Annotated in this window: 20 protein-coding genes; 18 read left to right on the plus strand and 2 right to left on the minus strand. The window is 73.5% G+C overall.

Features of this window, described 5'->3' with window-relative positions; translation table 11 throughout:
- Window positions 1–42: 42 nt before the first annotated feature.
- The 10 genes from ACIHEJ_RS10255 to ACIHEJ_RS10300 all read left to right on the plus strand — a co-directional run bounded on the left by ACIHEJ_RS10255 (window position 43) and on the right by ACIHEJ_RS10300 (window position 14,698).
- Window positions 43–486: an SRPBCC family protein gene (locus ACIHEJ_RS10255; protein WP_400133795.1), complete on the plus strand. Its 444-nt coding sequence runs from the start codon at window positions 43–45 to the stop codon at window positions 484–486.
- A 151-nt stretch (window positions 487–637) separates the two neighbouring features.
- On the plus strand, window positions 638–3,049 hold the full coding sequence (locus tag ACIHEJ_RS10260; protein ID WP_400133797.1) for an MFS transporter: 2,412 nt from the start codon (window positions 638–640) through the stop codon (window positions 3,047–3,049).
- 142 nt (window positions 3,050–3,191) lie between these two features.
- Window positions 3,192–5,645 (plus strand): SpoIIE family protein phosphatase, encoded by a 2,454-nt coding sequence (locus tag ACIHEJ_RS10265; protein WP_400133799.1) that lies wholly within the window; start codon window positions 3,192–3,194, stop codon window positions 5,643–5,645.
- Window positions 5,646–5,763: 118 nt separating this feature from the next.
- Window positions 5,764–6,483 carry a class I SAM-dependent methyltransferase gene (locus ACIHEJ_RS10270; RefSeq protein WP_400133801.1) on the plus strand — a complete coding sequence of 240 codons (720 nt, stop codon included), beginning with the start codon at window positions 5,764–5,766 and terminating at the stop codon, window positions 6,481–6,483.
- 180 nt (window positions 6,484–6,663) lie between these two features.
- The gene (locus tag ACIHEJ_RS10275) at window positions 6,664–7,497 is read left to right on the plus strand and encodes a M55 family metallopeptidase (RefSeq protein WP_400133803.1); all 834 of its coding nucleotides are present in this window, start codon (window positions 6,664–6,666) and stop codon (window positions 7,495–7,497) included.
- Complete coding sequence (locus ACIHEJ_RS10280) at window positions 7,490–8,806, plus strand: M20/M25/M40 family metallo-hydrolase (RefSeq protein ID WP_400133805.1); 1,317 nt, start codon at window positions 7,490–7,492, stop codon at window positions 8,804–8,806. The genes ACIHEJ_RS10275 and ACIHEJ_RS10280 overlap by 8 nt, the downstream gene beginning before the upstream one ends.
- Before the next feature lie 52 nt (window positions 8,807–8,858).
- Complete coding sequence (locus ACIHEJ_RS10285) at window positions 8,859–10,811, plus strand: S9 family peptidase (protein WP_400133806.1); 1,953 nt, start codon at window positions 8,859–8,861, stop codon at window positions 10,809–10,811.
- Window positions 10,808–11,731 (plus strand): LD-carboxypeptidase, encoded by a 924-nt coding sequence (locus ACIHEJ_RS10290; RefSeq protein ID WP_400133808.1) that lies wholly within the window; start codon window positions 10,808–10,810, stop codon window positions 11,729–11,731. The genes ACIHEJ_RS10285 and ACIHEJ_RS10290 overlap by 4 nt, the downstream gene beginning before the upstream one ends.
- 363 nt (window positions 11,732–12,094) lie before the next feature.
- Window positions 12,095–12,646, plus strand: coding sequence for a GNAT family N-acetyltransferase (locus ACIHEJ_RS10295; protein WP_400133810.1), 552 nt, complete (start codon window positions 12,095–12,097; stop codon window positions 12,644–12,646).
- A 63-nt stretch (window positions 12,647–12,709) separates the two neighbouring features.
- A complete protein-coding gene (locus tag ACIHEJ_RS10300; RefSeq protein ID WP_400133812.1) occupies window positions 12,710–14,698 on the plus strand; it encodes a DUF5107 domain-containing protein in 1,989 nt (662 codons plus the stop codon).
- Window positions 14,699–14,730: 32 nt separating this feature from the next.
- Here ACIHEJ_RS10300 and ACIHEJ_RS10305 read toward each other — a convergent pair whose 3' ends face one another.
- Complete coding sequence (locus ACIHEJ_RS10305; protein WP_400133814.1) at window positions 14,731–15,078, minus strand: VOC family protein; 348 nt, start codon at window positions 15,076–15,078, stop codon at window positions 14,731–14,733.
- An 81-nt stretch (window positions 15,079–15,159) separates the two neighbouring features.
- On the opposite strand from ACIHEJ_RS10305, the gene ACIHEJ_RS10310 reads away from it, so the two are divergent.
- Window positions 15,160–15,594, plus strand: a complete 435-nt coding sequence (locus tag ACIHEJ_RS10310; protein WP_400133816.1) for a phage holin family protein — start codon at window positions 15,160–15,162, stop codon at window positions 15,592–15,594.
- Between the two features lie 78 nt (window positions 15,595–15,672).
- Here ACIHEJ_RS10310 and ACIHEJ_RS10315 read toward each other — a convergent pair whose 3' ends face one another.
- Window positions 15,673–16,629, minus strand: coding sequence for an LLM class F420-dependent oxidoreductase (locus ACIHEJ_RS10315; RefSeq protein ID WP_400133818.1), 957 nt, complete (start codon window positions 16,627–16,629; stop codon window positions 15,673–15,675).
- Window positions 16,630–16,843: 214 nt separating this feature from the next.
- Between ACIHEJ_RS10315 and ACIHEJ_RS10320 the strand changes: the two genes are divergently transcribed.
- The 7 genes from ACIHEJ_RS10320 to ACIHEJ_RS10350 all read left to right on the plus strand — a co-directional run bounded on the left by ACIHEJ_RS10320 (window position 16,844) and on the right by ACIHEJ_RS10350 (window position 23,553).
- Window positions 16,844–18,643 (plus strand): FAD-dependent oxidoreductase, encoded by a 1,800-nt coding sequence (locus ACIHEJ_RS10320; protein ID WP_400133820.1) that lies wholly within the window; start codon window positions 16,844–16,846, stop codon window positions 18,641–18,643.
- 81 nt (window positions 18,644–18,724) lie between these two features.
- A complete protein-coding gene (locus ACIHEJ_RS10325; RefSeq protein ID WP_400133821.1) occupies window positions 18,725–20,572 on the plus strand; it encodes a transketolase in 1,848 nt (615 codons plus the stop codon).
- The gene (ligD, locus tag ACIHEJ_RS10330; protein WP_400133823.1) at window positions 20,569–21,504 is read left to right on the plus strand and encodes a non-homologous end-joining DNA ligase; all 936 of its coding nucleotides are present in this window, start codon (window positions 20,569–20,571) and stop codon (window positions 21,502–21,504) included. Before ACIHEJ_RS10325 ends, ligD begins: the two co-directional genes overlap by 4 nt.
- A 45-nt stretch (window positions 21,505–21,549) precedes the next feature.
- Window positions 21,550–21,996, plus strand: a complete 447-nt coding sequence (gvpO, locus tag ACIHEJ_RS10335; RefSeq protein ID WP_400133825.1) for a gas vesicle protein GvpO — start codon at window positions 21,550–21,552, stop codon at window positions 21,994–21,996.
- Between the two features lie 68 nt (window positions 21,997–22,064).
- Window positions 22,065–22,490 (plus strand): gas vesicle structural protein GvpA, encoded by a 426-nt coding sequence (locus ACIHEJ_RS10340; RefSeq protein ID WP_400133827.1) that lies wholly within the window; start codon window positions 22,065–22,067, stop codon window positions 22,488–22,490.
- Window positions 22,487–23,257 carry a GvpL/GvpF family gas vesicle protein gene (locus ACIHEJ_RS10345; RefSeq protein WP_400133829.1) on the plus strand — a complete coding sequence of 257 codons (771 nt, stop codon included), beginning with the start codon at window positions 22,487–22,489 and terminating at the stop codon, window positions 23,255–23,257. Before ACIHEJ_RS10340 ends, ACIHEJ_RS10345 begins: the two co-directional genes overlap by 4 nt.
- A gap of 38 nt (window positions 23,258–23,295) precedes the next feature.
- Window positions 23,296–23,553, plus strand: a complete 258-nt coding sequence (locus ACIHEJ_RS10350) for a gas vesicle protein GvpG (RefSeq protein ID WP_400133831.1) — start codon at window positions 23,296–23,298, stop codon at window positions 23,551–23,553.

Consider the following 23,553-nt stretch of genomic DNA (forward strand, 5'->3'; position numbering starts at 1 on the left):
GGCTTGCCCCCATCCCGAGAAATCAGGTCCTGGAGGAACGCAATGGCGCAGGTCGAGGCCACTACGGAGCGGGTCGTCGCGGCGGACGCGGAGAAGGTGTTCGACGCCCTCGCCGACTACAGCGGAACCCGGCAGAGGCTGCTGCCCGAGCACTTCAGCGAGTACGAGGTGCGCGAGGGCGGCGACGGCGAGGGCACCCTCGTCCACTGGAAGCTCCAGGCCACCAGCAAGCGGGTACGCGACTGCCTGCTCGAGGTCGGCGAGCCCACCGAGGGTGAGCTGGTCGAGAAGGACCGCAACTCCTCCATGGTCACCACCTGGCGCGTCACCCCGGCCGGCGAGGGCAGGTCCCGGGTCGTCGTCGCCACCACCTGGAAGGGTGCCGGCGGCATCGGCGGCTTCTTCGAGAAGACCTTCGCCCCCAAGGGGCTCGGCCGCATCTACGACGCCGTGCTCGCCAACCTCGCCGCCGAGGTCGAGAAGTAGTCCCAACCACCGGCCGGTGAAGGGGTGTTGACTCCTTCACCGGTTCGAGTGGATCTCCGGTGCGAACCGGGCGGTGCCGTAACTCGCCGAAGTTGTTCGCAGTTGTCGCCTTGTGCGGGAATTGTGACAGGTGCGACGAGGGGAGCGGTACGTGGGCGGGACGACTCTGGTGAAGCACGAGCCGGCCGTGGCACCGGCGTCGGCGCCGGGGGAGGACACCACCGCCCCGCAGGCCCCGCCCGCACCCGCCGCCCCGCTCGGGCCGCGCCGCGTGCGGCTGGTGTTCGTCGGGCTGATGCTCGCGCTGCTCCTGGCGGCGCTGGACCAGATGATCGTCGCGACCGCCCTGCCCAAGGTCGTCGGCGAACTGCACGGCCTGGACAGGATGTCCTGGGCGATCACCGCCTACCTCCTCACCTCCACCGTCGGCCTGCCCCTGTACGGCAAGCTCGGCGACCTCGTCGGCCGCAAGGGTGTCTTCCAGTTCGCCATCGCCGTCTTCGTCGTCGGCTCCGCACTCGCCGGCCGGGCCCAGTCCATGGACCAGCTGATCGCCTTCCGCGCCCTCCAGGGCGTCGGCGCGGGCGGTCTCATGATCGGCGTGCAGGCGATCATCGCCGACATCGTGCCGCCGCGGGAACGCGGCCGCTACATGGGCCTGATCGGCGCCGCGTTCGGCCTCGCCTCCGTCGCGGGCCCGCTGCTCGGCGGCTACTTCACCGACCACCTCTCGTGGCGCTGGTGCTTCTACGTCAACGTCCCCTTCGGTGTGGTCACCCTCGCCGTCGTCACCGTCGTCCTCAAGCTCCCGAAGCCGGCGAGCCGTGGCCGTCTCGACGTCCTCGGTGCGCTGCTGCTCGCCGCCGCCTCCACCTGTCTGGTCCTGCTGACCAGCTGGGGCGGCACCGAGTACGCCTGGGGCTCCCGGCAGATCCTCGGTCTCGGCGCGGGCGCGCTGGCCTCCGTCGTCCTCTTCCTCGTCGCCGAGCGCTTCGCCGCCGAACCCCTCATCCCGCTGCGGCTGTTCCGTGACTCCGTCTTCAACGTCTCCGGCCTGGTCGGCCTGGTGATCGGCGTCGCCCTGTTCGGCGCCGCCAGCTATCTGCCGACCTTCCTGCAGATGGTCGACGGGGCCAGCGCCACCGAGTCCGGGCTGCTCATGCTGCCCATGATGGCCGGGATCGTCGGCGCCTCGATCATCGGCGGACAGCTCATCAGCCACACCGGCCGCTACAAGATCTACCCCGTCCTCGGCGGTGCCGTCTCCGCCGTCGGCATGTGGCTGCTCTCCCGCCTCGAAGTGGACACCCCCCGGCTGCACTACAGCATCTGGATGGCCGTCCTCGGCGCCGGCATCGGCATGGTGATGCCCGTCCTCGTCCTCGCCGTGCAGAACTCCGTGCGCCCCGCCGACCTCGGCACCGCCACCAGCGCCAACAACTACTTCCGGCAGATCGGCGGCAGCGTCGGCGCCGCCGTCTTCGGCACCCTCTTCGCGAACCGGCTCACCTCCTCGCTGCGCGAGGAGCTGCCCCCGCGCGCGGGCGCGGCGCTGCCCGACCCCGACTCGATCACGCCGCAGCTCGTCCACGCGCTGCCGCCGGCCCTGCGCGACGCCTACATCCGCGCCTACGCCGACGCGATGCCCCGGATCTTCCTCTACCTCGTCCCGGTGCTCGCCCTCGGCCTGGTCATCGCCTTCTTCCTCAAGGAGAAACCCCTGGTGTCCCACAACGCCCCCGCCACCGACCCGGTGACCGCGACGGTGAACGCCGCCATCCCCGGGGCCCGTTCGCCGCACACCGCCGGGATCCCCGTCTGCGGCACGGTGCAGCATCCCGACGGCACCGTGGTGCCCCGCGCCGCGCTCACCCTCATCGACGTCGCCGGGGTGCAGATCGGCCGCGGCGCGAGCGGCGAGGACGGACGGTACGCGCTCGGCACGCCCGGCTCCGGGGCGTACGTGCTGATCGCCGCCGCCGGCGGGCACCAGCCGCAGGCCGTCTCCGTCACCGTCGGCGAACGGCCCGTCGAGCTCGACGTCGTCCTCGGCGGCGCCGGGCGCCTCGCGGGCAGCGTCCTCACCGCCGACGGCAGCCCCGTCCGGGACGCCACGGTCACCCTCACCAACGTGCACGGCGAGGTCGTCGCCAGCACCCGCAGCGGACGTGAGGGCGGCTACGTCATCACCGAGCTGGTCGCCGGCGAGTACACCCTCGCCGCCAGCGCCCCCGCCTTCCGGCCCGCCGCCCTCCCCGTCACCGTGCAGGCCGCCAGGGAGACCCGGCAGGACGTCGAACTCGCGGGCGGCGCCGTGCTGCGGGGCACCGTACGGGCGAGCGGCGGACGCGCCGTGGAGGACGCGCGCGTCACGCTGCTCGACGCCGCGGGCAACGTCGTCGACACCCTCACCACCGGTGCCGACGGAACGTTCCGGTTCGTCGACCTGTCCTCCGGCGAGTACACCGTCATCGCCGCAGGTTACCCGCCGGTCGCCACGGTCCTGCAGGTCGCGGGAGGTGGCCGCACGGAGCGGGACCTCCAGCTGGGGCACGAGGACTGAGCGGGGCGCTCGCCTTCGGGCCGGTGCGATCCGGTGCGGCCAATTAACGGATTGCCCCACATCGCGACCGGCCGTCGCCGTACCGTAGTGGCGGGCGGCACAGATCGTTTGCGTACAGCCGTGGGGAGAGAGGGCCTGGGCCATGGACCGTGGCAGCGAGCGGGACACACCTCCCGGACGCGGCGCCGGGAGCGCCGCGGCCGGCCGGATTCCGCTGGCCGTGGTCGTCGTGGACCGCGACGGACTGGTGTCGCACTGGAGCAGCGGCGCGCGCCGGCTGTTCGGCGTGGACCGGGAGGACGCCGTGGGACATCCCGCGGCCGACCTGCTGCCCGTCTCGGGCGCCCTCACCCACGACCTGCACGGCGAGCCGATGCCGGACGCCTACGAGGCGTACGACGGCCCCGGCCCCGACCTGGAGGCCTCGCTCGGCGGGCACACCGCCTATGCCACGGCCGGACGGGCCCGGCTCGCCGCGCACCGGCAGCCGTCCGACGCCGAGCGGCTCGACGTGCTGTGGTGGGCCTACCCGCTGGTCGGACCCGGCCCGTCCCGGCTGCTCGTGCTCGCCGCCGACGCCACCCGGCTGCGCGACGAGCGCGGCTACGACGACGAGACCGCCGAACGCATCGCGCCCGGCTTCGCCCGCCACACCGAACTGCCCGCCTCCGACGAGCTCGAACGGCGGCTGCCCGAGATCCTGCCCAACATGGGCCCGGGGCTGAGCGGCCGGATCGTCTCCCAGGTGCTCGAACTGGGCTACCCGGTGCTGGAGTTCAGCCAGTTCGACCGGGTGCCCGTCACTCCGTACTGGGGCGTGCCCCGGCGCCCCGGACGCACCCGCGCCGAGGTCCCTGCGCCGCGGCCGCGGCCGGTGGCGGCCGTCGTCCCGGCCGGTGCCGAGCAGGACCTCGAGTACGCCGCAGTCCGCGAGCGGCTGGAGTTCCTCAACGAGGTCAGTTCCGGCATCGGCACCTCCCTCGACCTCGGCGAGACCATCCGCGAGGTCACCAGCGCCGCCGTGCCCCGCTTCGCGGACTTCGCCGGCACCCACCTGCGTGCCGCCGTCCTCGCGGGCGAGGGCTTCCCGGACGGCCCGCCGGACGCCACCACCGTGATGTTCCGCGTGTGGGTCGAGCACAACGACGAACCGGGCCGCTGGGACGACACCGTGCCCGTCGGCGAGGCCTTCGCCTTCCCCGAACACACCCCGTTCTACCAGTGCATGGTCACCGGCGAGCCCGTGCTGGTCCCGCGGGTCACCGAGGAGCTGAGCGAGCGCATCGCCGGCGAGTTCGAGAAGCGTGACCTCAGGCCGCTCATCGGCGGGCGCTCCCTGCTGATCGTGCCGCTCAAGGCGCGCAACGTCGTCCTCGGCTTCATGGTGCTGATGCGCCGCCCCGACCGGCCGGGGTTCGACGACATGGACCGCACCACCGGCGCCGAACTCGCCGCCCGCGCGGGCCTCGTCCTCGACAACGCCCGCATGTACACCTATCAGGAGAACGTCGCCGACACCCTGCAGGACAGCATGCTCCCGCAGGTCACCCCGAGGATGGCCGGCTGCGACATCGCCACCCGCTATCTGCCCGGCACCCGGCTCGGCCGGATCGGCGGCGACTGGTTCGACACCATCAAACTGCCCGGATCCCGCACCGCCCTCGTCGTCGGTGACGTCATGGGACACGGCCTGAACTCGGCCGCCATGATGGGCCAGTTGCGTACCGCCGTACAGACCATGGCCACGATGGAGACCCCGCCCGCCCAGCTGCTGCGCAACCTGGACGACCTGGCCCGCAGGCTCGGCGACACCTACCTCGCCACCTGTCTGTACGTCGTCTACGACCCGATCCGCGGGGAGCTGACCCTCGCCAACGCCGGGCACATCCCGCCCGTGCTGGTGCGCGCCGAGGACGGCGTCAGCGAACTCCTCGACCTGCCCACGGGCGCACCCATAGGCGTCGGCGGTGTCCCCTTCGAGGCGACCCGGATCCAGGTCGCGCCCGGCGACCGGCTGGTGCTGTGCACCGACGGCCTGGTCGAGGTGCGCGGCTCCGACATCGGCGAGGGCCTGGCCGCGCTCTGCGAGTCCGCCGCGCACCCCGCCGCCTCCATGGACGACGCCTGCGACACCATCATCCGCGCCCTGAACACCCGCGGCGGCCGCAAAGACGACGTCGCCCTGCTCATGGCCCGGCTCAACGGCATCCCCCACGAGCACGTCGCCGCATGGACGCTCGACGCCGATCCGGGCGAGGTGGCCCGGGCCCGCCGGCTGGTCCGCGAGCGGCTCCTCGACTGGGGTCTGCCGCAGACCGTGGAGACGGCCCAGCTGCTGGTCAGCGAGGTCGTCACCAACGCCGTACGGCACGCCGAGGGCGACCGGATCGGGCTGCGGGTGGTGCGCACCGACGCGCTGCTGTTCGAGGTCACCGACGACGAACCCGCCCTCCCCGCCATGCTCGCCGCCGGACCCCACGACGAGTCGGGCCGCGGACTGCGCGTGGTGAGCCGGCTGGCCCGGGAGTGGGGCGCCAGCGCCAGCGGGCACCGCAAGACCGTCTGGTTCGAACAGGCGATCACCGGACACCGCTGAACACGGGGCGAGCGCCCGGTCGGTTGACCGTACATCCGGTGAAGGTGACTTCCGGCCTCTTGCCCCAGCCCGAGTCGCCGCGATATCCCGATCACGGAACCGACTGTGGGGAGATCGCATGAACGTCTCGGACAACTACCGCAACGCCTGGGAAAGTTACTGGAGCCAGACCTCCGACGCGACGGGCGACGCGATCTGGGACGCCGATCCCTCCCTGTCCGCCGCCCCGCACAGCGAACTGCTGCTGCCCCACGCGGACCCGGCCCGCACCATCGTCGACCTCGGCTGCGGCAACGGCACCCAGACCCGCTACCTGGCCACCCGGTTCGCCCGGGCCGTCGGCGTGGACCTCTCGCACGCCGCCGTCGAGCACGCCCGCCGCGCCGCCGACGGCTCCGGCATCGAGTTCCAGCAACTCGACCTCACCGACTCGGACGCCGTCCACGCCCTGCACGACCGGCTCGGCGACAGCAACGTCTACATGCGCGCCGTCATCCACCAGAGCGAACCGGCCGCACGCCCCGCGGTCGCCGCCGCCGTCGCCGCGCTCCTCGGCACCGAGGGACGCGCCTTCGTCGCCGAACTCACCTCCGGGTCCCGGGACGTCCTCAAGCAGGCCGCGTCCCAGCCGGGCGGACCGGGTCCCAAACTTCAGCGCGTCTTCCACCACGGGCTCAAACCCGCCGACGCCGACGACGAGGAGATCCCGCGGCTGCTCGGCGACGCCGGCCTGAAGATCCTCGCCGAGGGGGACACGACCCTGCCGCAGACCGAGCACCTGACCGACGGCACCCGCATCGACCTGCCCGCCCGCTGGTTCGTCCTCGCCGGCAGGTGACCCGCCGCACCCCCTGCCGCCCGCCGGCCCACCGTGGAGCGCGGGACGCGCGGTCGCACCCGGTCCCGTCCCGCGCACCGCACCCGCCCGCGCCCCGGGCGCACCACCGGCCGGAAGCCGAACCGCGTCCGGCGGCGCGGTCGTAGCCTGGGCGCTTTCCGGCGCGTAACGTGACGGACCATGAAGATCCTCATCAGTGCCGACATGGAGGGGGCCACGGGTGTCACCTGGCCGGCCGACGTGCTGCCGGGCACACCGCAGTGGGAGCGGTGCCGGTCGATGTTCACCTCCGACGTGAACGCCGCCGCGGAGGGCTTCTTCGACGGCGGCGCCGACCAGGTGCTCGTCAACGAGGCCCACTGGACCATGCGCAACCTGCTGCTGGAGCGGCTGGACGACCGGGTCGAGATGCTCACCGGACGGCACAAGGCGCTGTCCATGGTGGAGGGCGTGCAGCACGGCGACGTCGACGGCATCGCGTTCGTCGGCTACCACGCGGGCGCCGGCATGGAGGGCGTCCTCGCCCACACCTACCTCGCCAACCAGATCACGGGGGTCTGGCTGGACGACGTCCGTGCCAGCGAGGGTCTGCTCAACGCACGCGTCGTCGCCGAGTACGGCGTCCCCGTCGTCCTCGTCACCGGCGACGACGTGGCCTGCGAGGACGCGCTCGGCTACGCGCCCGAGGCGCCGAAGGTCGCCGTCAAGGACCATGTGTCGCGGTACGCGTCCGTCTGCCGCACCCCGGCCCGTACCGCCGCCGACATCCGTGCGGCGGCGAAGGAGGCCGCGCGGCTGGCGGTGCGTCACGAACCCGTGCAGGCCGGGCCGTTCACGGTCGCCGTCGAGTTCGATGCCGAGCACCTGGCGATGGCCGCCACCGTGGTGCCCGGGGTCGCGCGGGTGGGGGAGCGCAAGGTGGCGTACACCAGCGACACGATGTACGAGGGGATCAGGACGTTCAAGGCGGTCACCACGATCGTCTCCGCCGCCGTGGAGGAGCAGTATGGCTGAGCTGCAGACCGATGAGCTGTCCCTGGCCGAGGTCGTGGAGTTCACCTCCGGCCTGATCCGGATCGACACCACCAACCGGGGCGGCGGCGACTGCCGGGAACGGCCCGCCGCCGAGTACGCGGCCGAACGGCTGGCCGGAGCGGGCCTGGAACCGCTGCTGCTGGAACGCACCCCGGGCCGCACCAACGTCGTCGCCCGGATCGAGGGCACCGACCCGTCCGCCGACGCGCTGCTCGTGCACGGTCATCTCGACGTCGTGCCCGCCGAGGCCGCCGACTGGCGCGTGCACCCCTTCTCCGGGGAGGTGCGCGACGGCGTCGTGTGGGGGCGGGGCGCCGTCGACATGAAGAACATGGACGCGATGATCCTCGCCGTCGTCCGCGCCTGGGCCCGGCAGGGCGTACGGCCCCGCCGGGACATCGTCCTCGCCTTCACCGCCGACGAGGAGGCCAGCGCCGAGGACGGCTCCGGATTCCTCGCCGACACCCATCCGGAGCTGTTCGAGGGCTGCACCGAGGGCATCAGCGAGTCCGGCGCCTTCACCTTCCACGACGGCACCGGCCGGCAGATCTACCCGATCGCGGCGGGGGAGCGGGGCACCGGCTGGCTCAGGCTCACCGCCCGCGGCCGGGCCGGGCACGGCTCCAAGGTGAACAAGGAGAACGCGGTCACCCGGCTGGCCGCCGCCGTCACCCGCATCGGTGAGCACGAGTGGCCGCTCCGGCTCACCCCGACCGTCCGGGCCGCGCTCACCGAACTCGCCGCCCTGTACGGCATCGACGCCGACTTCGGGGACGTGGACCGGCTGCTGGAGAAGCTCGGGCCGGCGGCCAAACTGGTCGAGGCGACCGTGCGCAACAGCGCCAACCCGACCATGCTCGAAGCCGGTTACAAGCTCAACGTCATCCCGGGCGAGGCCGTCGCCCACGTGGACGGACGCTGCCTGGCCGGCACCGAGGACGAGTTCCGTGCCACCCTCGACCGGCTCACCGGCCCGGACGTGGACTGGGAGTACGTGCACCGGGAGGTGGCCCTCGAGGCACCGGTGGACTCGCCCACGTTCGCGGCGATGCGGGCCGCCGTCGAGGAGTTCGCCCCCGAGGGGCACGTCGTGCCGTACTGCATGTCGGGCGGCACGGACGCCAAACAGTTCTCCCGGCTCGGCATCACCGGCTACGGTTTCAGCCCGCTGAAGCTGCCCGCGGACCTCGACTACCAGGCGCTGTTCCACGGCGTGGACGAGCGGGTGCCCGTGGAGGCCTTGCACTTCGGCGTCCGCGTCCTCGACCGTTTCCTGCGCACGGTGTAGAAGACGGATCCGCGGATGTCCCGCGGACGGTACAGATGACGAGGGGGACGAGGTGCTGAGGTCGCCGTACGGATCGTGGCCGTCGCCCGTCGACGCGGCACTGGCCGCCGCGCACGACGGCCGGCCGGAGTGGGCGGGGTTCGTCGGGGACGAGGTGTGGTGGACCGAGCCACGTCCCGAGGAGGGCGGCCGCCGGGCCCTCGTCCGGCGCCGGACCGACGGCGGCGAGGAGTCGGTGCTGCCCGCGCCGTGGAACGTGCGCAGCCGGGTCATCGAGTACGGCGGCCGGCCCTGGACCGGGGTGGTCCACGACGGCCGGCCCCTCGTGGTCTTCGCGCACTTCGCCGACCAGCGGCTGTACCGGTACGAGCCCGGCGGCGAGCCGCGCCCGCTGACCCCGGTGGCGGCGGTGGGCGGGGGACTGCGCTGGGCCGAGCCGCAGGTGGACCTCGCGCGCGGTGAGGTGTGGTGCGTGCTGGAGGAGTTCACCGGGGACGGCCCCGGTGACGTCCGGCGCGTCCTGGCCGCCGTACCGCTGGACGGCTCGGCCGCCGAGGACCGGGGCGCGGTCCGCGAACTCACCGAGGCCCGGCACCGGTTCGTCACCGGGCCGCGCCTCGCGTCCGACGGCCGCCGGGCCGCGTGGCTCGCCTGGGACCATCCGCGGATGCCCTGGGAGGGGACGGAGCTGCTGGTCGCGGACGTCGGGGACGACGGCCGGCTGCAGGACGTGCATACGGTCGCCGGTGGACCGGATGAGGCGATCGCCCAGGTCGAATGGTCCACGGACGGCAGGATCCTGTATACGAGCGACCGCAGCGGCTGGTGGAACCTCTACCGCGACGGCACCCCGCTGTGCCCGCGCGAGGAGGAGTTCGGCGGGCCGCTGTGGCAGCTGGGCCTGCGCTGGTTCGCGCCGCTGGAGAGCGGTCTGATCGCGGTCGTCCACGGTAGGGGGTCGACCGTATGCGGGATATTGGATCCCGAATCCGGTGAGATCGTCGACGCCGCCGGCCCCTGGACCGAGTTCACCGCCACCCTCGCGGTGCACGGCGACCGCGTGGTCGCGGTCGGCGCCAGCCCGCGGAGCGGGCACGAGGTGGTCGAGCTGGACACGGCCACCGGACGCGCCCGCGCGATCGGCGCCCGGCACCGGGACCCGGTCGACCCCGCGTACTACCCCGAGCCGCAGATCCGCGTCTTCACCGGCCCCGCCGGCCGCGAGGTGCACGCCCACGTCTATCCCCCGCACCACCCGGAACGCTCCGCCCCCGACGGCGAGCTGCCGCCCTACGTCATCTGGGCGCACGGCGGCCCCACCAGCCGGGTGCCGCTCGTGCTGGACCTGGGCATCGCCTACTTCACCTCGCGGGGCATCGGCGTCGCCGAGGTGAACTACGGCGGCTCCACCGGATACGGGCGGGCCTACCGCGAGCGGCTGCGCGAGCAGTGGGGCGTGGTCGACGTCGAGGACTGCGCGGCCGTCGCCCGGACCCTGGCCGAGGAGGGCACCGCCGACCCGGCCCGGCTCGCGATCCGCGGCGGCAGCGCGGGCGGCTGGACCACGGCCGCCTCCCTGACCACGACCGACGTCTACGCCTGCGGCACTGTTCTCTACCCCGTCCTGGACCTGACCACCTGGGGTCCGGGGCAGACGCACGACTTCGAGTCCCGCTACCTGGAGTCGCTGATCGGGCCGCTCGCCGAGGTGCCCGCCCGGTACGCCGACCGCTCGCCGGCCACCCGTGCCGACCGGCTCACCGTGCCGTTCCTGCTGCTCCAGGGCCTGGACGACGTCATCTGCCCGCCCGCCCAGTGCGCGGGCTTCCTCTCCCGGCTCGAGGGCCGGGGCGTGCCGCACGCCTACCTCACCTTCGCCGGGGAGGGGCACGGGTTCCGGCGGGCGGAGACCATGGTGCGGGCGCTGGAGGCCGAGCTGTCCCTGTACGCTCAGGTGTTCGGGCTGGACGTGCCCGGTGTCCCGAGACTGGAGCTGCACACGTGAAGAGCCTGACGCGCCCGCCGCGGCTGGCCCCCGGTGCCCGGGTGGCCGTCGTCGCCCCCAGCGGCCCGGTGGCCGAGGAGCGGCTCCAGGCCGGGCTCGACGTGCTGCGCGGCTGGGACCTCGACCCGGTCGTGGCGCCCCATGTGCTGGACCGGCACGGCGAGCTGGGCTACCTCGCGGGCAGCGACGCCGACCGCGCGGCCGACCTGCAGCGGGCCTGGTGCGACCCGGACGTGGCCGCGGTGCTGTGTGCCCGTGGCGGTTACGGCGCCCAGCGCATGGTCGACCTGCTCGACTGGCAGGCCATGCGCGCGGCCGGGCCCAAGGTGTTCGTCGGCTTCAGCGACGTCACCGCCCTGCACCAGGCGTTCGCCACGCGGCTCGGCCTGGTGAGCCTGTACGGGCCGGCCGCCGCCGGGGTCGACTTCATCAAGAGCGCCCGCGCACAGGAGCACCTGCGGGCCACCCTGTTCGCTCCGGAGACGGTCCGGACGCTCGTCTCGGCCGGGTCGGCACTGGCGCCGGGGCGGGCCCGCGGTGTCACCCTCGGCGGCTGTCTGGCCCTGCTGGCCGCCGACCTCGGCACCCCGTTCGCCCGGCCCGGCGCCCGGGGCGGGCTGCTGCTGCTCGAGGAGGTGGCCGAGGCGCCGTACAGCGTCGACCGGTTGCTGACCCAGCTGCTGCGTTCCGGCTGGCTCGACGGGGTCGCCGGGATCGGGCTCGGCTCCTGGCGCGACTGCGGCCGGTACGAGGAGCTGCGCGCCGTCCTGGCCGACCGGCTCGGCGGGCTCGGCGTGCCGGTCGTGGAGGAGCTGGGCTTCGGGCACTGCGACGACGCGGTGACGGTCCCGTTCGGTGTCCCTGCCGAACTCGACGCCGACGCGGGCACGTTGACGCTGGACGAGCCCGCCCTGCGCTGACCCGCGCCCTGAATCACCGTCAGGAGACCGAGCCGTTCGGCCGCGTCGCCGGAGGCCTTGGGTGCGTTCGGCCTTCGGGGAGACGACGGGAGACGGCTCCGGCGCTGTTCGCCAAGCTCTCCGGCGTCGCGCCCGACGGCACCCGGTCGCCGGCGTACCGGTGCACCACCCCCGGCACCGGCTGCGGTTCGACGTCGCGGCCGGCCGACGACGCCTGCCTGGGCGACCGGGGAGTCAAGCCGGTGACGGTGGTCGGTGCCCCCGGGCACACCGGCGTGCTGCGGCTGCCGGCCGTCGGCGGCCGAGCCGCACCGGGCGGGATTGCCGGAAGACGGCGCGGGCGGGACGCCGTACCCTGACCGGATGCCGCACACCGCTCCGCACTACCTCGCCGAGGGCCCGCGCGTGGCCGTCCGTCACTTCACCCTCGACGACGGACCCGAGTTCATCGCGCGGGTCCGCGAGAGCAAGGACCTGCACCGGCCCTGGCTCTTCCCGCCGGACACCGACGAGGCCTACGCCGCCTACGCGCGCCCGCTGATCGAGGACCCGGCCAAGGCAGGCTTCCTGGTGTGCGAGAAGGACAGCGGGGACATCGCCGGGTACATCAACATCAACAACATCGTGCGCGGCGCCTTCCAGTGCGGCGTGCTCGGCTACGGGGCCTTCGCGCACGCCGCCGGACGCGGACTGATGCGCGAGGGCCTCGACCTGGTCATCGGGTACGCCTTCGGCCCCCTGGGGCTGCACCGGCTGGAGATCAACGTGCAGCCCGAGAACGCCGCCTCCGTGGCCATGGCTCGGGGCGCGGGCTTCCGCCTGGAGGGGTTCTCCCCGGCCATGCTGTTCATCGACGGCGCCTGGCGCGACCACGAACGCTGGGCCCTCACCGCCGAGATGCGCACCACCGGCTGAACGCACCCTTTGCGCAATCCTGACCGGCACCTCCCCTGGCCGACTCCACCTCCGCCGGGTTCCATGGTCATCGTGACCAGGATCCGACGTGAGGTACTGACGCTGCCCGCCGCGCGGTTGGGCCCGGACAACCCCCTGCCCCCGCTGCGCCCCCTCGACGACGGGGGCACCTCCCACGTCCTCGAGGCAGTGGGGGACCACCGCATCGACGACCGGGACGGCATGCCCGCGGACATGGCCCGTCAGCTCGGCCACGAGCCGCTGCGCAGCCTGCTCCCGGTCCGCGTCCGCGACGGCTACGACAGAACCCGCGAGCCCCGCGCCCTCGACGCCCTGGTGATCGAGAACGACCGGCTGCGCGCCACCGTCCTGCCCGGCCTCGGCGGCCGCGTCGCCTCCCTGCTCCACCTGCCCACCGGACGCGAACTCCTCTACCGCAACCCGGTCTTCCAGCCGGCCGACTTCGCCCTCAACGGCGCCTGGTACTCCGGCGGCATCGAGTGGAACATCGGCGCCACCGGCCACACCACCCTTTCCTGCGCCCCCGTGCACGCCGCCCGCGTCCCCGCCCCGGACGGCGGCGAGATGCTGCGCCTGTGGGAGTGGGAGCGGCTGCGCGATGTGCCCTTCCAGGTCGACCTGTGGCTGCCCGACGGCTCGGACTTCCTCCACGTCGGCGTCCGGATCCGCAACCCGCACGAGCGGCCCGTGCCGACGTACTGGTGGTCCAACACCGCCGTACCGGAGGACGTCCGGGTCCTCGCCCCCGCCGAGGAGGCCTGGCAGTTCGGCCACGAGCGTCGCCTGCGCCGCGTCCCCGTCCCCGCGTACGACGGCATCGACCGCACGTACCCCCGCAACAGCCCGTACGCGGCCGACTGCTTCTACGAGATCCCGGACGGCCGGCGCCGCTGGATCGCCGCGCTGGACGCCGACGGGCACGGGCTGGTGCAGACCTCCACCGACGCGCTGTGCGGCCGCAAGCTCTTCGTCTGGGGCCACCTGCCCGGCGGCCGGCGCTGGCAGCAGTGGCTCACCGAGCCCGGCACCGGCGGCTACTGCGAGATCCAGGCCGGACTCGCCCGCACCCAGCTGGAACACGTCCGGCTGGAGGCGGAGAGCGAGATCTCCTGGCTGGAGGCGTACGGACCGCTCGACGCCGCGCCCGAGGGCGAGTGGACCCAGGCGGTCCGGGGCGCCGAGGAGCGGCTGGAGTCGGTGCTGCCCCGCGCCCGGGTCGAGGAGGCGTACACGGCCTGGCAGCGTCACGCCGACACCGAACCCGGCGAGATCCTGGCCACCGGATCCGGCTGGGGCGCGCTCGAGGTCCTGCGTGCCGACCGGAAGCTGCCCGGCACCCCGTTCCCCGAGTCCACCCTCGGCGAGGCGCAGGCGCCCTGGCGGGAGCTGCTGCGCACCGGCACCCTGCCGGAGCCGCGCCGGGTACGGCCGCCCGGCGAGACCCTCGTCGCCCCGCACTGGCGGGACATGCTGGAGACCGCGCCCGCCACCCCGCACACCGAGTACCACCTCGGCGTCGCCCAGTGGCACGCCGGCGACCGCGCCCAGGCGGTCCGCAGCTGGGAGCGCGCCCTCGGACTCGCCCCGTCGCTCTGGCCGTTGCTGCGCTGCCTGGCCGTCGCCGACCAGGAGTCCGGCCACCACGAGCGGGCCGCCGAACGCTACGCCGACGCCTTCGACGACCTGTGCCGCGAGCGCCGCGACGACGGCGAGACCTGGACCGCCGCCGTGGCAGCGCTCGGCCGGGAGACGCTTCGGGCGCTGCTGAGGGTGGGGCGCACGGCGGACGCGAGGGCCACCTGGGACCGGCTGCCGCCCGCCGTCCGCCGGCGCGGCCGGTTCCGGTTGCTGGAGGCCGAGTTGCTGCTCGCCGAGGGGCGGCCCGCCGAGGCCCGGGCCGTCTTCGACGACGGGTTCGAGGTCGCCGACCTGCGGGAGGGAGAGGAGGTGCTCGGGCGGCTGTGGGCCCGGCTCACCGACGACCCGCTGCCCGCCCGGTACGACTTCCGGATGCGGCCCGACGCGGTCTGAACGCGGGTGCGGCCCGGACCGGTCCGGCCGGCTCAGCCGCGCTGGTCGACGTACTCGAACACCGACCCGTCCGGATGCATCGCGAGCAGATTCCGGCCCGCCGGCGTCGGCACCGGCCCCGCGACGACGTGGGCGCCGAGGTCGGTCAGCAGCCGGTGGGCCTCGTCCACGTCCTTCACGGCGATGGTCGCGACGACCTTGCGCAGGATCTCCAGCTCCGCCTCGGGTCCGCTCATCAGCAGGAAGGAGCCGATCGCGGCCACCTGCACCCCGCCGCGCTCGAAGCGCCGGGCCGTGCCTCCCGCAAGCCGCTCGTAGAAGGGGACCGCGGTCTCGAGGTCGTCGACGCAGATGCGCAGCGAGGCGCCCAGAATCTCCATGCGCACGAGCCTAGTTGGGGTGCCGGTGGCAGCCCAGAGGGCCCGGCGTTACCCGCCGTGTCCACGGGGTACCCGCACTGTATGGACCGTTTGGATCACCTGGAACATCTCGACAAGAACCTCGTCGACGAACTGGCGCAGGTGGCACGCGAGACGGTACGCGACGAGCTGCGCGAGCAGAGCCGCAAGCAGCGCCGCACCGCCATGCTGTACGCCGCGTCCGGCGCGCTGGCCCTGTACGCAGGCGCCGCGGTGGCGCTCGCCATCGGCCTGGCCCTGGCCATCGGCCTGCCCGCCTGGGCGTCCGCCCTGATCACCGCGGCGCTCCTGGCCGTGGCGGCCTACGTCCTGCGGGGCGCGGCCCACCCGAGCCGGCCCCACCCGTCCGCCCCGCACCGCGTGATCGGCGGCGACGCCCCCGCGGCCCCGCCGAGCGGCCTCGGCATGCCGTACCCCCCGATGCCGAAGGAGCCCCCGGAGGCACCGCACCACGAGGCACCGCACCACCGGGCCTGACGGCCCGACCGGCGGGTGACGACGAAGCGGGTGGCGTGTCCTGACGGACGGACACGCCCACCCGCTTCGCCCGCCGCCTCATCCGGCGAGCTGCGGCAGCACCTTCGTGCGGTAGAAGTCGAAGAACCCGCGCTGATCGTCCCCGATCTGGTTCACGTACACCCGGTCGAACCCGGCGTCGGCGAACGCCCGCAGCGTGGACACGTGCTGCTCGACGTCGTCGCCGCACACCACCTTCTGACGCACCATGTCCTCGGTGACCAGCTCGTGCAGCTGCTCGAAGTGCCGGGGCGAGGGCAGCACCTGCCCCATCTCGCCGGGCAGCAGCTCGTTGTACCAGAGCCGGTGCACCGTACGGACGCAACTCTCGCGGTCGGCGCCGTAACACACCTTCGTCCCGCCGCTGACCGGCTTCGCTCCGCCGCCGCCCTTGCGGAACTGGGTGACCATCTCCTCCTCCGGCATCATCGAGATGTATCCGTCGCCCACCCGGGCGGCGAGGGAGATCGCCTTGGGGCCGAAGCCGGAGATGTCGATCGGCACCGGCTCGTCGGGGACGGTGTACAGGCGCGCGTTCTCCACGGTGTAGTGCGTGCCGTGGTGGTTGACCTCCTCCCCGGTGAACAGCCGGCGCATCACCTGGATGGCCTCCTCCAGCATCTCCAGACGCACGTGCAGCGGGGGCCAGTGGTCGCCGAGGATGTGCTCGTTCAGCGCCTCACCGGTGCCGACACCGAGCCGGAAGCGGCCCTGCGTCATCACCGCGCTGGTCGCTGCGGCCTGCGCCACCACCGCCGGGTGCATCCGCACGGTCGGGCAGGTCACCGCCGTCTCGACGGGCAGCGACACCGCCTCCGACAGGGCGCCGATCACCGACCACACGAATGCGCTCTGCCCCTGTGCGTCGTTCCACGGGTGATAGTGGTCGGAGATCCACAGTGCCTGGAAGCCGGCCTGCTCGGCCATCCGCGCCTGTTCGACGAGCGCGGCGGGGTCGTGTTCCTCGCTCGCCAGGAAATAGCCGTACTCGGGCATGGGAGTACCTCCGCGGGGGGCGCCGCTCGTGTCGGTGTGACCGGTCGCGGGCCGGGTAACCGGGGGCGAAAGGGCGAAACGCCGGGGCGGACGGCGGGCCGGGGGCGGCGTTCGGGTGCTCCGACCGGCGTACGGGTGACCGGTCCGGCGTTTGGGTGCCCCGGCCCCGGTTACGCGGAAAACCTCGGAGGAGCCACACCGCCGGAGGCGTACCGTGAGTCGACCTCGCGTCGTGATCGTCGGCGCCGGTTTCGCCGGGTACCGGGCTGCTCGCACGCTGGCCCGGCTGACCCGGAACCGGGCCGAGATCACGCTGCTCAACCCGACCGACTACTTTCTCTATCTGCCACTGCTGCCCCAGGTCGCCGCCGGTGTCCTGGAGGCCCGCAGGGTCACCGTCTCGCTGCCGGGGACCCTGCGCGGGGTGCGGCTGGTGCTCGGCGGGGCGGACGGTGTCGACCTCGACGGGAAGGCCGTCCACTACACCGATCCCGAGGGGGGCACCGGCACCCTCGGCTACGAGCGGCTGGTGTTCGCCGTCGGCAGCGTCAACAAGCTGCTGCCCGTCCCCGGGGTCGCCGAGCACGCGCACGGGTTCCGCGGGCTGCCCGAGGCGCTGTACCTGCGTGACCACGTGACGCGGCAGATGGAACTGGCCGGCAACGACGACCCGCGGACCGCCGCCGCCCGCTGCACCTTCGTGGTGGTCGGTGCCGGCTACACCGGTACCGAGGTCGCCGCGCACCTGCAGATGCTCACCGAACGGCTGGCCCGCCGGCACCCGCTGCCCGGCGGGTCGCGGCCGCGCTGGATGCTGCTGGACGTGGCGCCGAGGGTGCTGCCCGAGATGGACGAGCGGCTGTCGCGTACGGCGGACCGGGTGCTGCGGGACCGGGGTGTCGACGTGCGGATGGGCACGTCGGTGAAGGAGGCCACGCATGACGGGGTACTGCTCACCGACGGGGAGTTCGTGGCGTCGCGGACTCTCGTGTGGTGCGTGGGCGTACGGCCGGATCCGCTGGTGGAGGCCCTCGGGCAGCCGCTGGAGCGCGGCCGGCTGATCGTCGACCCGTATCTGCAGGTGCCGGGACGGTCTGAGGTGTTCGCGTGCGGGGACGCGGCCGCCGTACCGGATCTGGAGGAGCCGGGATCGTTCTGCCCGATGACGGCCCAGCACGCGTGGCGGCAGGGGCGGGTGGCCGGGGAGAACGTGGCCGCCTCGCTCGGCCTCGGCCGCCGTCGGCGCCCGTACCGCCATCGGGATCTGGGTTTCGCCGTCGACCTGGGCGGGGTCCGGGCCGCCGCCAATCCCCTCGGCATCCCGCTGGCGGGTCCGGCGGCCGGCGCGGTCACGCGTGGCTACCATCTGGCGGCACTGCCCGGCAACCGCGTCCGGGTGGCCGCCGACTGGCTGCTGGACGCCGTACTGCCGCGCCAGGGCGTCCAGTTGGGCCTCGTACGCTCCTGGTCGGTCCCCCTGGACACGGCCTCCCCGGAACTGCCGCGGGTACCGGGCGCCCCCGAGCGGGAGCCGACCACCACGGAGCGGCCCTCCGACACCGGCCCGGAAGCCCTGGAGCCGGCGAAGGACCGGCCGGGGGACGAGCCGGGCACGGGGCGGTCGGCTGCCGAGCCCGCGAAGGGGCAGCCGGGTGGTGAGGCCGGGGAGGGGCAGCCGGGTGCCGAGCCCGCGAAGGGGCAGTCGGGTGGCGAGCCGGCCGGGAATCAGCCGGCCGGGAGCCGGTCGGGTGGTCGGCCATCCGGGACCCGGCCGCCCTCGGAGCCGACCGAGCACGACACCGTCCCGGAGGGCACCACTCCCGATCGCTCCGCGCGGGGCCGGGCGGTCCCGGATCATCCGGCTCCCGGTCCGGTCAGGCGTGCGGACGTCCCGGACCGGCCTGACCCGGACCACTCCGCGCGAAATCACGCGGCTCCCGGCCGTCCCATGAGAGACCACCCCGCCCCCGGTCCGGTCAAGCGCGCCGACCTCCCGGACCACCCCTCCTCCTGAGGCCGCTGCCTCCGGGCCCCGCGGGCCGTCCGCAGCACCCCCGCTCCCCACGACCCTGTAAGAACGTGCGCAAGGAGACTCATGAACACCGACGAACTCGTCGAACTCGGCCAGCAGTTGCGCGTGGACAGTGTGCGGGCGTCCGCCGCCGCGGGCTCCGGGCATCCGACGTCCTCGATGTCCGCCGCCGATCTGATGGCCGTCCTGCTCGCCAACCACCTGCGCTACGACTTCGAGCGCCCCGAACACCCCGCCAACGACCGGTTCGTGCTGTCCAAGGGACACGCCTCGCCCCTGCTGTACGCCGCGTACAAGGCGGCCGGTGCCATCGAGGACGGCGAACTGGTCACGTTCCGCAAGCTCGGCAGCCGGCTGGAGGGGCATCCGACGCCCCGGCGGCTGCCCTGGGTGGAGACGGCCACCGGCTCGCTCGGCCAGGGCCTGCCGGTCGGCGTCGGTATCGCGCTGGCCGGGAAGCGGCTGGACCGCACCGGCTACCGGGTGTGGGTGCTGTGCGGCGACAGCGAGCTGGCGGAGGGCTCGGTGTGGGAGGCCGCCGAACACGCCGGGTACGAGAACCTGGACAACCTGATCGCCGTCGTCGACGTGAACCGGCTCGGCCAGCGCGGCCCCACCCGGCACGGTCACGACCTGGACGCCTACGCCCGCCGCTTCCAGGCCTTCGGCTGGCACACCGTCGAGATCGACGGCCACGACGTCGACAAGATCGACCGGGCGTACGGGGAGGCGCTGTCCACCACCGGGCAGCCCACCGTGATCCTCGCCCGCACCCTGAAGGGCAAGGGCGTCGCCTCCGTCCAGGACCGCGAGGGCCTGCACGGCAAGCCGCTGCCCGAGGCCGAGGAGGCCGTCGCGGAACTGGGCGGGCCGCGCGAGCTGCACGTCCGGGTCAGCGAGCCCCCGGCCGCCGCCGCGCTGCGCGACCTCACCACCGAGGTGATCCAGCTCCCGCGCTACGACCAGGGGGACGAGGCCGCGACGAGGGACGCCTTCGGCAAGGCCCTCGCCGCGCTCGGCAACGCCCGCGGCGACGTCGTCGCCCTGGACGGCGAGGTCGGCGACTCCACCCGCACCGAGGAGTTCGCCAAGGCCCACCCCGACCGGTTCTTCGAGTGCTACATCGCCGAGCAGCAGCTCGTCGCCGCGGCCGTCGGCATGGCCGTACGCGGCTGGGTGCCGTACGCCTCGACCTTCGCGGCGTTCTTCACCCGCGCCTACGACTTCGTGCGCATGGCGTCCATCAGCGGCTCCGGCCTCAACCTGGTCGGCTCGCACGCCGGTGTCGCGATCGGCCAGGACGGGCCCTCGCAGATGGGCCTGGAGGACCTGGCGATGTTCCGTGCCGTGTACGGCTCGACCGTGCTGTACCCGTGCGACGCGAACCAGACCGCCAAGCTGGTCGCGACCATGGCCGGCCTCGACGGCATCCGCTATCTGCGGACCTCCCGCGGCAAGACGCCGGTGATCTACGGCCCCGAGGAGGAGTTCCCGGTGGGCGGCAGCAAGACGCTGCGCTCCGGCGAGGACGACCGGCTGACCGTCGTGGCGGCCGGGGTCACCGTGCACGAGGCGCTGGCCGCGGCCGACCGGCTCGCCGAGGACGGCATCCAGGTCCGCGTGATCGACCTGTACTCGGTCAAGCCCGTCGACGCCGACACGCTGCGCCGGGCCGCCGAGGAGACCGGCTGTCTGCTCACCGTCGAGGACCACCACGCCGAGGGCGGCCTCGGGGACGCCGTCGCGGAGGCGTTCGGCGACGGCCGGCCCGCGCCCCGCCTGGTCCGGCTCGCGGTGCGCACCATGCCGGGCTCGGCCGCGCCCGACGAGCAGCTGCACGCGGCGGGCATCGACGCGGCGGGCATCGCGGCGGCGGCCAAGCTGCTGGTCGAGGAGGCGGTCGTGCGATGAGCCGCGGTGACGCGCGGACCGTACGGGCCGGCCGCCGCACGGTGGAGATCCAGCGGCCGGGGAAGGTGCTCTTCCCCGGCGACGGGGGCGCCAAGGAGTACACCAAAGGGGACCTCGCCGACTACTACCGGTCCGTCGCGCCGTACCTGCTGCCGCACCTGCGGGGCCGTCCGCTGATGCTGGAGCGGTATCCGGACGGTGTCGACGGGCCGCGGTTCATGCAGAAGAACACCCCCGAGCACTACCCGGACTGGATCACCCGCGCCGAGGTCGCCAAGGAGGGCGGCACGGTCACGCACGTGGTCTGCGACGACACCGCCACCCTCCTGTACCTCGCCGACCAGGCCTGTCTCACCCTGCACCGCTGGCTGTCCCGCACCGACCGGGCCGCCGGCCCGGACCACCCCGACCGGCTGGTCTTCGACCTCGACCCTCCCGGCGACGACTTCGCCGCGGTCCGCGAGGCCGCCGGCCGGCTGCGCATCATCCTGGACGACCTGGGTCTGCCGGCCGCGCCCATGACCACCGGCTCGCGCGGAATCCACCTCGTCGTCCCCCTGGACGGCCGCGCCGGCTTCGACGAGGTACGACGGTTCGCCCACGAGGTCGCCGAGGCCGCCGCGGCCGAGCACCCGGACCGGCTGACCACCGCCGCCCGCAAGAACGAGCGCGGCGGCCGCCTCTACCTCGACGTGCAGCGCAACGCCTACGCCCAGACCGCCGTCGCCCCCTACACGGTTCGTGCCCGTCCCGGTGCCCCCGTCGCGGTGCCGCTCACCTGGGAGCAGCTCGACGACCCCGGGCTGGACGCCCGTCGCTGGACCATCGCCGACGCCGTCGACCAGGCCCGCACCGACCCCTGGGCCTGTCTGCCGCGCCGCGGCCGTGCCCTCGGGCCGGCCCGGCGCCGCCTCGCGGACAAGCGCTCCTGAAGGTTTGGCCATGGGATGAGCGGCCACCCGCAAGGAGAGGTGGCCATGTCGAACACACACCGCACAGCAAAGTCACGGGGTTCACAGAACGACCAGAACCCCGAAGAGACGGACTACGACGAGACGGACGACGAGGAGACGCAGGACAACGAGGAGGCGCAGGACAACGAGGAGGCGCAGGACAACGAGGAGACGCAGGACCACACTGAGAATGAGGCGGAAGAGCGGCGGCCGAAGCCGATGGAGGTGCTGCGCCAGGCGCGCAGCCAGCTCGCCGAGCTGACCGGACTGGCGCCCGAGTCGGTGTCCTCCTTCGAGCAGACCGAGGACGGCTGGGCGCTCGAGGTCGAGGTCCTCGAGCTGGCCAGGGTGCCGGACACCATGAGCCTGATGGCCAGCTACCAGGTCGAACTCGACCTCGACGGTCAGCTCACCGGCTACCGGAAGGTCCGCCGCTACGAACGCGGGCGGGCCGACGCGCGCGGGCGCTAGGCCGCCCCCGCTCACCGCGACCACGGAGCCACCGTGGAACAGACTATTCACGAGGAGGAACAGCCGGCATGACCGTTGTCCCGGCACAGCAGTCCGGCGGCGGAGGCGGCAGCAGCGGCCTCTACGACGTACTGGAGCTGGTCCTCGACCGGGGGCTCGTCATCGACGCGTTCGTGCGCGTCTCCCTGGTCGGCATCGAGATCCTGAAGATCGACGTCCGGGTCGTCGTGGCCAGCGTCGACACCTATCTGCGGTTCGCCGAGGCGTGCAACCGCCTCGACCTGGAGTCCGGTCCGAACAAGAGCCCCGGGCTGCCCGAGATCGTCGGCGAGGTCACCGAGAGCGGTGCCCGCGGCAAGTCCAAGGGTGCGCTGTCCGGCGCCGCGGAGACCATATCCGACGCCTTCAAGCAGGCCCGCGGGGAGGCGGAGGGCGAGTCCCGGCCGCGTCCCCGTAAGAGCACGTCGTCCCGCCGGAGGGAGGAGCAGGAGTGAGCACCTACGTCTACGGAATCACCGCACGGTCGCACCCGGCGCTCCCCGAGGGGATGACCGGGGTCGGTGAGCCGGGCCTGCCCGTGCGGGTCCTCACGGCGGGGGAGCTGGCCGCGGTGGTCAGCGACGCGCCGGAGGGGCTGCGCCCCAAGCGCAGGGACCTGCTCGCCCACCAGAACGTCCTCGCCGAGACGGGCGCGGCCGGCTGCGTGCTGCCCATGCGGTTCGGCAGCGTCGCCACCGATGACGACAGTGTCGTCCAGGTGCTCGTCGAGCGCGAGGAACACTACAAGGAGCGTCTGAAGGCCCTCGACGGCAAGGTCGAGTACAACGTCAAGGCCACCCATGTGGAGGACGCCGTCCTGCACCGGGTGATGGCCGAGAACGCCGACATCCGTTCCCTCGCCGAGGCCAACCGCAAGGCGGGCGGGGGCGGCTACGACGACAAGATCCGCCTCGGCGAACTGGTCGCCGCGGCCGTCAAGGCCAAGGAGGCCGAGGACGCCGGCGAGGTGCGGAGTCTGCTGGAGCCGGCCGCCAGCGCGGTCAGCGTGGGCCCGGAGTCCACCGGCTGGCTGCTGAACGTGTCGTTCCTGGTGCCCCGGGACGAGGCCGAGGGCTTCCTCGCCGCCGTCGACGACGTCCGGGGCAGCCACCCCCACCTCGACCTGCGGGTCAACGGCCCGCTGCCGCCGTACAGCTTCGTCGATCCCGGCCCGGCCGAGCCCGCGGGCAGCACGGCGGGCGTGGACGCGGGGGCCGAGTAGCGGTCCGGGTCCGGACGGCCCGGCGGAAGGAGGAGACCGTGGGACTGATCGGAGAGGTGCTGCTGCTGCCCTTCGCACCGGTGCGCGGCAGCGCGTGGGCGGTCAGGCAGGTGCTCCGCGAGGCGGAACGGATCTACTACGACCCCGCCACCGTACGGGCCGAACTCGCCCGCCTCGAGGAGCGGCTGGAGGCGGGCGAGATCACCGAGGAGGAGTTCGACCGATGTGAGGACGAACTGCTCGACCGGCTGGAGACCGCCCTGCGCTCCGGCGACACCACAGGCAACGGGACGTGA

Source organism: Streptomyces sp. NPDC052301 (assembly GCF_044593395.1).
Taxonomy (GTDB): Bacteria; Actinomycetota; Actinomycetes; order Streptomycetales; family Streptomycetaceae; genus Streptomyces.